This window comes from Jatrophihabitans sp., assembly GCF_036000465.1.
Taxonomy (GTDB): domain Bacteria; phylum Actinomycetota; class Actinomycetes; order Mycobacteriales; family Jatrophihabitantaceae; genus Jatrophihabitans.
Genome location: NZ_DASYFV010000028.1, coordinates 1 through 11,083 on the forward strand (window position 1 = coordinate 1; position 11,083 = coordinate 11,083).

Consider the following 11,083-nt stretch of genomic DNA (forward strand, 5'->3'; position numbering starts at 1 on the left):
CCCGGAGTAGGTGCTCGCGGTGTAGGTGAATCGGTCGGTGCCGCTAAAGCTTGCGACGGGCATGTACCGGACCTTTCCGTTGACGATCTCGGCATTCCCGTGGCGGGGCGAACTCACCGCGTCCAGCACCAGTGTGCCGCCGCCGTTGGCGTTGTCGTTGGCCAGCACGTCTTCGATGACTGCGACACCGTGTTTGGTCGAGGCTGAATCGTCGCGCAGCGTGGGGGCGTGCCCGACCACCCGGAGATCGACCGTCGCCGTGCCGGAGGTGCCGTTGACTGTGGTGACTGTGTACTGGAAGGTGTCCGGTCCGATGTAACCGTGCGTCGGGGTGTAGACGAAGTGGAAGGCGCCGGTCACCGGCGTCGTGACTGCGGCCGCCACCACCACCGGCGGCGCGTCGGAGACCACCACGACGGTGCCGTGGGCAGGCTCGGTCGTCACGTCCACCGCGGTGGGTGACGCTCCGTCGGTGTTGATCTGCTGCTCATCCACGTTCACGTTCGAGGCGGTGTTCTCGGGCACTGTGACGGTCGTCGAGGCGTCGGTGACCGTGGGCGGCAGGCCCTTGTCGCGGATGGTCGCGGTGACGGGAACCGGCCCGCTGGAGCAAGTGTCGATGAACGGCGGGACGGGGATGACGGTGCACTGGTACGGGCCGATGGTCTGCGGGTCGCCGGCGACAAAATGGGCAGCAGCGGAGGTCTGGGTGAGGGTCAGCGTGTCGCCGGCAGCGACCGCGTACGTGCCGGCGCAGCTCGAACCGGGGCTCGGCGCGGGGTCGGCCACTGTGGCGCACTGCCGGGTCGAGAGCGTCGCGCCGGTGCCGTCCTTCTCCACGAGGGTGACGCTCGAGCCAGCAGTGTTCGCGCCGGGCGGCGCATAGGACCCGGCTGCCTGGTCGACGCGCACCGTGACGCTCGCGCCGATCGGGTTCTTCCCCAACCCGAAGTTCGGGGTGGCCGCTCGTCGTGCCGGCGCCTGGCTGGTCGGCGAGCCGGACGTCGAGGTCGGGGTCGATGGCGTGGCGCTGCTTGGGCCGGTGCTGCTCGGGACGACCGGGGACGTCGGGGCGGGCGTGGGAGTTTCGGTCGAGGAGGTTCCGGTAGTGGGAGCGCCGCTGCTGGTGGGTGCCGAGGACGGTGCGGTAGTCGATGGCGCTGCATTGGTGGACGCGGCGGTCGCCGAGAGGGGGCTGCTCGGTACATCGGTGCTCGCTGTCGCCCCACTTGGCGCGGCGCTCGTCGTGGCGGCCTCTGGCACCGACGGGTCGGCATGCGCGAACGGGGCCACGACAAGAGCAAGGGTGAAACCGGATGCTCCCGCCCCGACAATCTTCTTGCTCAACATGCGCGCGGGTAACAGGCGGCTGTGGCGACCGGGCAACACGAACTCCTTGCGAAGAGACAGCGCGCAAGAGACTTCGAGGCGCTTTGTGATCCTTCCGCCTGGTGCACCTCACGTCAAACCAACGCGCCACCCCCACTCCAGTGGCGGATCCGTTCCCGGTGCCGGCAGGTGAGCATCGATCTGCAGATCAGACGGCGGTCGACGTCGAACGTCCTATGCATTCAATGCGCGGCGGGTGGCTCGAGACCCGGCCGCGCATAGACGGCTATCGCGCACCAGAACAGGTCAACGGATTCGCCGCGAGCGCACGACCCCCGATCCGCGGGAACGACCTATCGGTCGAGCGCCTTCGCTGCTTCGGCACTGACGACCTGGCGACCGAAATACACGTCGAGCGTCATGGACGGGTTGGCGTGGCCGAGTTGATCGGCGACCTGTCGGGGACTCAGCCCCGCTTCGTCGAGCCGAGTGGCGACGGTTTTCCGGAACACGTGCGAGGTCACCCAGGACCACGGACCCGCGTCGCAACGGACGCGCTGCCCGCGCATCCCGAGTGCGAAGGACCCGTCCGTCGCGAGGGTGAAGCCGGTACATTGGCACGCATCGCAGTCGAAGGAGTCGAGCAGCTGTCGCAGGTCGCCCGAGGCGTTCGACGGGTCGCGCGGTGTACTGGCTTCGGGACCGGTGAAGACGAGCCCGCCCGGGCCGGGAGCAGGTCGCGCGCGGATCATGCCGACCGCGAAGTCGGGGACGGCGATGACCCGCCAGCCGGCGGCGGTCTTGGGCCGCGGCTGGACCAGGAGCCCCTGCTTGGGCACGCGCACAACCGTGGCGTTGACCTCCCAGGTCTTCGCGTCGAGGTCGAGGAGGGGTCTGCCGTCGCCGTTCGAGCCGTGGCGCAGGGCGAGCGCTTCACCGATGCGGCATCCGGTGGCCAGCATCCAGTCCACGAGATCCGGTATGTCGGCGGCCAGCGCACGTTCGTTCGCACGCAGCCAGCCGGTCAGGGTAGTGACCTCCTCGCGGGTGAGCGCGCGCGGCGACTTCTTGGTCACGCTGATGCGGGCTGAGGCGTCGCGGACCGGGTTGGCGGCGATGGCGCCGTCCTCGATGGCGAGCCCGAACATTCCCGACAGGCACGCCTTGGCCGACTTGGCGGCGCTGGGTCCGTGCCGCTCGGCAATCGCGCGGAGAGCTCGGCTCACCACTCCCGGCGTCACCTCACGCGCGCGCAGCGCACCGAGTGCCGGCACGACCTGGTTCCGGATGACCGACTTGTACGTGCGTTCGGTGCCGGTCGACCAGCCGTGCGGCGCTTCGAGCCAGAGCGCGGCGAGCTCGGACAGGAGCGTCGAGGATGTGATGGCGCCGGTCCCGGGCGGGGCCTGGCGCTCGGCGAGCGCGACCTTGAGCGCGCGTTCGGCGGCGGCGCGGGTGCGGGCGTTCTTCGACACCAGCCGCACCCGGCCGTCGAAGTCCCGGAACAGCACCCGGGCCTGGGTATGACCGCTCGACAGGTGCACGAACTGGACCTTGCCGGGAGTGCCGAGCGGCAGCGGAGGGCGCCCCACGAGCCACCTCCCGTCATCCATAAAAGATGACTAAAAGATGACTCCTGGGCCCAGAAAAGCAAGAAGGCCCGGAAATCCGGGCCCTAAGCTCCCCCGACTGGACTCGAACCAGTAACCCTTCGATTAACAGTCGAATGCTCTGCCAATTGAGCTACGGGGGATCACCGCATCGCTGCCCTCATCGGGCAACCGCAGAAGAATATCCCACGGCGGTCACGGCGCGCTCCCGGGTTAGGGTGGGTTGAACCGAACCTGCTTGGAGATCTCCCGTGCGCCTGTCGAATCTCGTCTACGCCGCTGCCGGATACACGCTGGGCGCGCGCGCCGGGCGGGAACGCTACGAGTCGATCGTGCGGCTGGCCCGCCGGGTCGCGGGGAGCCAGACCGTCCAGGCGACGGCCGGCGTCGTGCAGGCCCAGGTCGACCAGTTCACCCAGCAGGCCCGCACGGCGTTCAGCGCCAAGGTCTCGGGCAATCGGCCGACCGCGGCCGCCAACGGCCACCGCCGCTAGCGCGACCCCTCGGCCTCGGCCCGCAGCAGCGCGAGTCGCGCGCTGATCGCGGCCCGCACCGTCTCGGTGTCCGAGGTGCCCGGCTCGATGCGGGCCCACCAGTGCACGCCGTCGCGGCCGGGCACGCGGCGGGCGACGAAGCGCACCGCTCCCCCGCCGACCGTCAGCACTTCGGAGCGGACGATGTTCGCCTCGACCCGCTTGCGGACCACCGGCGGCAGGTCGCGCGGCTTGTCGAGCAACGCCGACACCGGATGCCGGTCGACGAGCAGGTCGTCGACGACCTCGGCCTCGGTGATGGCGATGATGCCGTCGCGCCAGACCACCTTGTCGATGTGCTGCCAGGCGATCAGGCGGTGCTCGTCCGACCCGGGCCACCACACGCCGCGCGAGGTCGCGACGACGGCACCGCCGTCGGACGTGTCAGCCCAGGACAGCACCCGCTCGTCCTTCTCCACGCCGTCGACGACCGGCGGCTTCTCCCGCTTGGCGAACAGCGCCATCAGACGCCGCCGATCGCGCGCTCGCGCAGCCCGCGCCGGTAGCTCTCGAGCGCGATGAGCTCACCGAACAGCCGGGCGTGCTCGTCCTGCTGCTCCTGCGGGTTGATGCGCTGCAGCTTCGACTTCAGCGCCGCGACCTGGCGGCCCGTCACCACCTCGTGCATGCGGGCGAGCACCGCGCCGGCGTAACGCTCCTGCGCGTCGGTGCCGGAGCGCAGCGGCTCCACGGTCAGCGCGTGCACGCCCGAGCGCACGCGGTCGTCGGCGAGGTGGGAGGAGATCAGCTCGGTCCAGGCCGGGCCACTGACCCCGGCCCCGGTGCCGCCGGCCGCCGCGATGGCCGCGCACACCTGGCGGTGCGCCTCGACGAGGAACGCCTCCGGCGCGAGCGCGTCGAACTCCGGCCCGGCGACGGCGGGCAGCTGCAGCGCGACCTTCAGCGCCTCACGCTCGACGAGCACGACGGCTTCGTCGACCCGGACCCGCTCGACCGTCGGTACCGGCGCCTTCACCTCGGCCACGGCCCGCTTGTCGTCCGACCGCACCATGCCGCGGACGCGGGTGACGACCCGCATCGGGTCGTCGTAGCCGACCAGCCCGGCGAGGCGGCGGGCGTACTCGTCGCGCAGGCTGTGATCCTTGATCCGCGCGACGAGCGGGATGCTGCGGTCGAGCGCCGCGGTCTGCCCCTCGGCCGTGTCGAGATCGAAGCGTCCGGTCGTCGCGCGCAGCACGAACTCGACGAGCGGGATGCGCCGGGCCACGAGGTCGAGCACGGCGGTGTCGCCCGACTTCATCCGCAGCTCGCACGGGTCCATGCCGGTCGCCTCGATCGCCACGAACGTCTGGGCCATGAACTTCTGGTCGTCGCCGAAGGCCCGCTCGGCCGCCTTCATACCGGCGCTGTCGCCGTCGAAGGTGAAGATCACCTCACCGGTGAACGCGTCGGAGTCCATGAGCAGCCGGCGCAGCACGGACACGTGCTCGGTGCCGAAGGCCGTGCCGCAGGTGGCGACCGCGGTGGTGACGCCGGACAGGTGGCAGGCCATCACGTCGGTGTAGCCCTCGACCACGACGGCCTGGTGCTTGCGGGCGATGTCCTTCTTGGCCATGTCGACCCCGTAGAGCAACTGGCTCTTCTTGTAGAGCGGCGTCTCGGGGGTGTTGAGGTACTTGGCCTCGACGCGGTCGTCGTCGAACAGCCGGCGCGCGCCGAATCCGACGACCTCGCCGCTGACGTCGCGGATCGGCCACAGCAGCCGGCGGTGGAAGCGGTCGATCGGCCGTCCCGCGCTCGACGTGCGGGAGAGCCCGGCGAGCTCGAGCTCCTGCGGCGTGAACTTGCGCGCGAGCAGGTGCCGGGTCAGCGAATCCCAGCCCGAGGGCGCGAAGCCGCAGCCGAACCGGGCGGCGACGATCGAGTCGAACCCGCGGGCGCGCAGGAACTCCCGCGCCGGTTCGGCCTCGGCGCTGCCGAGCTGCTCCTGGTAGAACTTCGCGGCCTCGGCGTTGGCCTCGATGAGCCGGGCGCGCTGGCCGTGCGTGCGGCTCGGCGCCGGCCCGCCCTCGGCGTAGCGCAGCTGGATGTTCGCCCGCGCCGCCAGCCGCTCGATGGCCTCGGAGAAGTCGATGTGCTCGATGTCCTGGACGAAGCGGATGACGTCGCCGCCCGCCTGGCACCCGAAACAGTGGTAGAGCCCGCGTGACGGCGTGACCGATAGCGACGGCGACTTCTCATCGTGGAACGGGCAGATGCCCTTGAGGTTGCCGCCGCCGGCGTTCCGCAGTTGGACGTGCTCGCCGATGATCTCGTCGATCGGGGATTTCTCGCGGACGAGGGCGATGTCCTCGTCCCGGATCCGCCCTGCCACGCACCGATTCTAGGTCGCCCGCGCCACCCGCCGGCGAGCCGGTGGACAAGGAGCGTCAGGCGTAGACGTAGTCGTCGGTCGGGAAGCTGCGGGACTGCCGGATCGCGGCCAGCGTGGAGGTCGGGCGCAGGATCGCGGCCTCGCCGTGCTGGTTGTAGTAGTAGCTGCGCGCGGTGTCGCACGAGCCGCGGTAGAACACCGAATCGCCCAGCTTCTCGGTGACCTCGTCCAGGTAGGCCTGGTTCGCCTCGGGCGTCACCTCGAAGGTGTCCGCGCCCGCCTTGCGCATCGCCCCGAAGAGCCGCTTCATGTGCGCCATCTGGGTCTCGATGGTGGTGAAGTACGACAGCCCGCTGTACGAGTACGGCGAGGCGAGGGTCAGGTAGTTCGGGAACATCGGCACCGACACACCCTCGTAGGCCTGGAACCGGTTCTCCCGCCACCACTTGCCGAGCGAGCGTCCCCCGCGGCCGATGACCTCGATCGCCGGGAAGTTGGTGTCCCAGAGGTTGAAGCCGGTGGCGAGCACGAGGGTGTCGATGCCGGTCTTGCTGCCCGAGCGGGTGACGATGCCGTCGGGCTCGATGCGGGCGATCGGGTCGGTCTCGAGGTGCACGTTGGGACGGTTGAACGTCGGGTAGTAGGTGTTCGAGAATGTCGGGCGCTTGCAGCCGAAGTCGTAGTCGGGCGTCAGCTTGCGCCGCAGCTCGGGGTCGCGCACCTGGCGGAACAGGTGGGCCCTCGCGATCGCGGCCGCGCCGCGGTTGAGCACGTTGGCCTGCTTGAAGTGCAGGACCGCGCTGATCATCAGCAGTTCGAGCGCGCTGGTGTTCGCGAGCCGCGCTGCCCGCTGGGTGATCGGCAGCTTCGCGAAAAGGTGCTGCACCGGCTTCGGGATAGCGCCGTCCTGCTTCGGCGTCACCCAGATGGCGGTGCGCTGATAGACGGTGAGCTCCTCGAGCAGCGGCGCGATCTCGGGGATGAGCTGGACGGCGGTGGCGCCGGTGCCGATGACCGCGACCCGCTTGCCCCGCAGGTCGTAGGAGTCGTCCCACTTCGTCGTGTGGATGATCTTCCCGGCGAACGAGTCGATGCCCGGGATGTCGGGGGTGTTCGGCTGCGAGAGGAAGCCGGTGGCGGTGACCAGGTAGCGGGTGGTCACCGGCTCGGCGCCCACGATCGACACCGTCCAGTGCTGCCCGTCGTCGTCCCACAGCGCGCCCTGGACGACCTGGTTGAACCGCATGTGCTGCCGCAGCTCGTACTTGTCGGCCACGTGGTCGGCGTAGCGCTTGAGCTCGGCGCCCGGCGCGAAGAGCCGCGACCAGTACGGGTTCGGCTCGAAGGAGTAGGAGTAGGTGACCGACGCGATGTCGACGGCCAGGCCCGGGTAGCGGTTAACGTGCCAGGTGCCGCCGAGGTCGTCCTCGCGCTCGAGGATGAGCAGGTTGTCGAAGCCCAGGCGGCGCAGCTGGATCGCCGCACCCATCCCGCCGAACCCGCTGCCCACGATCACGGCGTCGAACTGTGGCGTCATGCGGCACTCCTGAGTCCGGGGATGTGTCTGGGACTCATTGTCGCAGATACTCCCCGGTCAGTCGCGCCGGACGAGTCTCGCGTGCCAGGCCCGGGCCGAGGAGTCGGTCAGCTGGGCCACCTGATCGACGACGACGCGCAGCCGCTCGGCGTCGGTGGCGGCGTCGACGAAGGCCGGCGCGAGCGCCGGGTCGAGCGAGCCCGGCGCACCGTCGAGCAGGGTCTCGGCCAGCTCGGTCAGCAGCCGGCGCTGGTCGGCCTGCCGCTCGGCCGTGCCGGGGCGGCGCATCACGTAGTGCACCGCGATCGCCTTGAACAGCGCGCACTCGGCCGCGATCGGCGCCGGCACGACCAGGTCGGCGGCATAGCGGGCCAGCGGCGCGGCGCCGTACTCGACCTGGGTGGCCGTCACCGCGGCGCCGGCGAAGCGGCCGGTGAGCTCGCTGGTCGCCCGCTTGGCCGCCGCCTGCGCGAGGTACGAGCCGTCGTAGGCGGCGAGGTCGCGCAGCGTCGGCAGCGCGAGCAGCCGGTCGAGCACCGGGCTCAACTGGTCGGCGCGCAGCGCTGAGTACTGGTCGGCCGCGATCTCGCAGACGGCGGTCCGATCGGCCTCGTCCATCGCGCCGAGCCGGATCAGTCCGGCGTGGATGCCGTCCTCGACGTCATGGACGGAGTAGGCGACGTCGTCGGCCCAGTCCATCACCTGGGCCTCGAGGCAGCGCCGCCCCTCGGCGAGCGAGCCGCGCAGCCAGTCGAACGCAGCCCGGTCGGTCTCGTAGACGCCGAACTTCGCGACCTTCTCGCCCCGCGGCCACGGGTACTTGCAGGTCGCGTCGAGCACGGCGCGGGTGAGGTTCAGCCCGGCGGGGGCGCCGTCGGGGCGCAGCACCTTGGCCTCGAGCCGGGTGAGCACCCGCAGCGTCTGCGCGTTGCCCTCGAAGCCCCCGCACTCCGCGGCCACCGCGTCGAGCGCGGTCTCGCCGTTGTGCCCGAACGGCGGGTGGCCGATGTCGTGGGCGAGGCCGGCGGTGTCGACGACGTCGGGATCGCAGCCGAGCGCGGCCGCGATCTCGCGGCCGATCTGGGCGACCTCGAGCGAGTGGGTCAGCCGGGTGCGGGGGAAGTCGTCCTCGCCCGGCACCACCACCTGCGTCTTGTCGGCCAGCCGGCGGAAGGCGTAGCTGTGCAGCACCCGGGCGCGATCGCGCGCGAAGTCGTCGCGCCGGGCGGCCCCGGCCTGCGCCCCGGCCCGTTTCGGCGGCTCGTCGACCCAGCGCGCCCGCGCGTCGTCGTCGTAACCGGCTGCGGACACGCTCGAACGCTACGTCAGGCTCAGATCTGCTCGTCGATCCAGTCGGCGAAGCGCAGCAGCGTGTCGATCCACATCGCCACCGCGTACTTGAGTTGGGCCCGGGTGGCGCCCTCGAAGTCGTGGCACTGCTCGGCACACAGCCCGACCATGCCGTCATCGGGCAGGATCGTGTACGCCTTGGCGAACAGGCGGGTGCGATTCCACTCGTCGAGCAGCAGGGTCAACGTTCCGCGGTCCTCGACGTTGAACCTCCGGTTGAGGTACAGGCGCGCCTGCAGGACTTCGTTCTGCTCGCCGTAGAAGAAGAAGTAGACGCTGCACTTCTCCCAGCGCACCGCGAGGTCGCCGTCGGAGTCGATGGTGTGCTTCAGGCCGAACTCGTCGAGCAGCTGCTGGACGAGCGCGACGCTCGGCAGGACCTGGGTGCCGCCGTCCGGCTCGCCCCGGTAGGCCAGCTCGGCCCGCAGGTCGTCGTTGTGCGTGCGCGGGGCGGAGCGGGGGCGGCGGCGGAACACCCCTCGACGGTACCCGGGTCATGCCCCCGCTCACTTCCAGGTTTGAATCGCCGGCGGAGCGGCCAAGGTTAGGACAACAGCGAAATCGCGGAGAGGCTGGGACATGAAGGTCGCACTGCTCGGCACCGGGACGATGGGCGCGGGCATGGCCCGCTCGATGAAGCGCGAGGGCCTGGACGTCACGGTCTGGAACCGGACGCGGGACAAGGCGGCGCCCCTGGCCGACGACGGCATCACCGTGGCCGACTCGGTGACCGAGGCCGTCACCGGCGCCGACGCGGTGATCACCATGCTGTTCGACGTCGACGCCGTGCTGGCCGTGACCGCCGAGCTCGTCGCCGCGCTCGGCGCCGACGCGGTGTGGCTGCAGGCGGCGACCGTCGGCCCCGAGGGCATGAAGCGGATCGCCGATGCGGCGGGCGACGTCGCGCTGCTCGACGCCCCGATGCTGGGCACCAAGAAGCCGGCCGAGGAGGGCAACCTGGTGCCGCTCGTGTCCGGCCCGGCCGAGGCGGTAGAGAGGGTGCGCCCGGTGCTCGACGCGGTCGGCTCGAAGACCGTCGTCGCGGGCGACGAGCTCGGCCGGGCCAGCGGGCTCAAGCTGGCCTGCAACGCGTGGATCCTGTCGATCACGGCGGCGGCGGCGCAGTCGGTCGCGCTCGCCGATCAGCTCGGCCTCGATCCGGCCCTGTTCCTGCAGGCGCTCGACGGCGGCCCGGCCAACAGCCCGTACGCGCAGCTCAAGGGCAACGCGATGATCAAGGGCGACTTCACGCCGTCGTTCGGGCTCGACGGCGGCCGCAAGGACCTCGACCTCATCCTCGCCGCGGCGGGCAGCGCCGGCGTCGACACCTCGATGCTGCTCGGCGTGCGCTCGCTGTTCGACACCGCGTCCGAGCGGGGCCACGGCGAGGACGACCTCGCCGCCGTCTACACGGCGCTCACCTGAGCGATCAGTCGTCGGTGACCGAGCGGCCGGCCTCGAGCCGGGCGACCGGCACCCGGAACGGCGAGCACGAGACGTAGTCGAGCCCGACGCGCTCGAAGAAGTGCACCGAGTCGGGGTCGCCGCCGTGCTCGCCGCAGATGCCCAGCTTCAGCTGCGGACGGACCTCGCGGCCGCGCTGGGCGCCGATCCGGACCAGCTCGCCGACCCCTTCCCGGTCCAGCGACTCGAACGGGCTGACCCCGAAGATGCCCTTCTCCAGGTAGTGCGAGAAGAACGCCGCCTCCACGTCGTCGCGGGAGAAGCCCCAGGTGGTCTGGGTCAGGTCGTTGGTGCCGAAGGAGAAGAACTCGGCGGACTCGGCGATCTGGCCGGCGGTGAGCGCGGCCCGGGGCAGCTCGATCATCGTTCCGATCAGGATCTCGATGTGCTGGCCGGTCTCGCTGCGGACCTCGCGGGCGACCTTGATGATGTCGTCCTTGATCGCCTCGAACTCCTGCACCGCGCCGACCAGCGGCACCATGATCTCCACCCGGGGCACCCCGCCAGCCCGCTGCCGCTCGGCGGCCGCCTCCAGGATCGCCCGGGACTGCATCTCGAACAGGCCCGGGATGACCAGACCCAGCCGGACCCCGCGCAGCCCCAGCATCGGGTTCTGCTCGTGCAACTTGTGCACCGCCTGCAGCATCCGCAGGTCACCCTCGCGCGCCTCGCCCCGGGCCTCGGCGACCGCCACCCGGACCGACAGCTCGGTGATGTTGGGCAGGAACTCGTGCAGCGGCGGGTCGAGCAGCCGGATCGTGACGGCCTCTCCCGCCATCTCCGTGAAGATCTCGACGAAGTCGTCACGCTGCAGCGGCAGGAGCTCGGCCAGTGCCGCCTCCCGCTCGGCGTCGGTCGAGGCCAGCACCAGCCGCTCCACCGTCGCGCGGCGGTCCCCGAGGAACATGTGCTCGGTGCGGCACAG

General features: G+C 70.8%; 11 protein-coding genes and 1 tRNA gene. 3 read left to right on the forward strand and 9 right to left on the reverse strand.

The features are described from left to right. Positions 1 to 789, reverse strand: a 789-nt coding sequence (locus tag VGN18_RS09265) for an Ig-like domain-containing protein (protein WP_327539388.1), incomplete at its 3' end; no start/stop codon positions are given. A gap of 124 nt (positions 790 to 913) precedes the next feature. On the opposite strand from VGN18_RS09265, the gene VGN18_RS09270 reads away from it, so the two are divergent. After that, entirely contained in the window at positions 914 to 1,522 is a 609-nt protein-coding gene (locus tag VGN18_RS09270) for a hypothetical protein (RefSeq protein ID WP_327539389.1), read from the forward strand. A gap of 160 nt (positions 1,523 to 1,682) precedes the next feature. Here the strand turns inward: VGN18_RS09270 and VGN18_RS09275 are convergent, their stop codons facing one another. Next, positions 1,683 to 2,921 carry a tyrosine-type recombinase/integrase gene (locus VGN18_RS09275; RefSeq protein WP_327539390.1) on the reverse strand — a complete coding sequence of 413 codons (1,239 nt, stop codon included), beginning with the start codon at positions 2,919 to 2,921 and terminating at the stop codon, positions 1,683 to 1,685. 88 nt (positions 2,922 to 3,009) lie between these two features. Continuing rightward, a tRNA-Asn gene (locus tag VGN18_RS09280) sits at positions 3,010 to 3,082 on the reverse strand. A gap of 108 nt (positions 3,083 to 3,190) precedes the next feature. Here VGN18_RS09280 and VGN18_RS09285 point away from each other — a divergent pair. After that, positions 3,191 to 3,433 (forward strand): hypothetical protein, encoded by a 243-nt coding sequence (locus VGN18_RS09285; RefSeq protein WP_327539391.1) that lies wholly within the window; start codon positions 3,191 to 3,193, stop codon positions 3,431 to 3,433. On the opposite strand, the gene VGN18_RS09290 is transcribed toward VGN18_RS09285, so the two are convergent. The 5 genes from VGN18_RS09290 to VGN18_RS09310 are packed head-to-tail and all read right to left on the reverse strand — an operon-like array spanning position 3,430 to position 9,170. Next, complete coding sequence (locus VGN18_RS09290; protein ID WP_327539392.1) at positions 3,430 to 3,936, reverse strand: hypothetical protein; 507 nt, start codon at positions 3,934 to 3,936, stop codon at positions 3,430 to 3,432. The genes VGN18_RS09285 and VGN18_RS09290 overlap by 4 nt on opposite strands. Beyond that, positions 3,936 to 5,807: a DNA primase gene (dnaG, locus tag VGN18_RS09295; protein WP_327539393.1), complete on the reverse strand. Its 1,872-nt coding sequence runs from the start codon at positions 5,805 to 5,807 to the stop codon at positions 3,936 to 3,938. Before dnaG ends, VGN18_RS09290 begins: the two co-directional genes overlap by 1 nt. Positions 5,808 to 5,862: 55 nt before the next feature. Further along, complete coding sequence (locus tag VGN18_RS09300; protein WP_327539394.1) at positions 5,863 to 7,344, reverse strand: NAD(P)/FAD-dependent oxidoreductase; 1,482 nt, start codon at positions 7,342 to 7,344, stop codon at positions 5,863 to 5,865. 57 nt (positions 7,345 to 7,401) lie between these two features. Further along, positions 7,402 to 8,655 (reverse strand): deoxyguanosinetriphosphate triphosphohydrolase, encoded by a 1,254-nt coding sequence (locus VGN18_RS09305; RefSeq protein ID WP_327539395.1) that lies wholly within the window; start codon positions 8,653 to 8,655, stop codon positions 7,402 to 7,404. 20 nt (positions 8,656 to 8,675) lie between these two features. Continuing rightward, the gene (locus VGN18_RS09310; RefSeq protein WP_327539396.1) at positions 8,676 to 9,170 is read right to left on the reverse strand and encodes a YbjN domain-containing protein; all 495 of its coding nucleotides are present in this window, start codon (positions 9,168 to 9,170) and stop codon (positions 8,676 to 8,678) included. 46 nt (positions 9,171 to 9,216) lie between these two features. On the opposite strand from VGN18_RS09310, the gene VGN18_RS09315 reads away from it, so the two are divergent. Continuing rightward, a complete protein-coding gene (locus VGN18_RS09315; RefSeq protein WP_327539398.1) occupies positions 9,217 to 10,119 on the forward strand; it encodes an NAD(P)-dependent oxidoreductase in 903 nt (300 codons plus the stop codon). 4 nt (positions 10,120 to 10,123) lie between these two features. Here VGN18_RS09315 and VGN18_RS09320 read toward each other — a convergent pair. Continuing rightward, a partial coding sequence (locus VGN18_RS09320) for a putative PEP-binding protein (RefSeq protein ID WP_327539397.1) occupies positions 10,124 to 11,083 on the reverse strand: 960 nt, incomplete at its 5' end.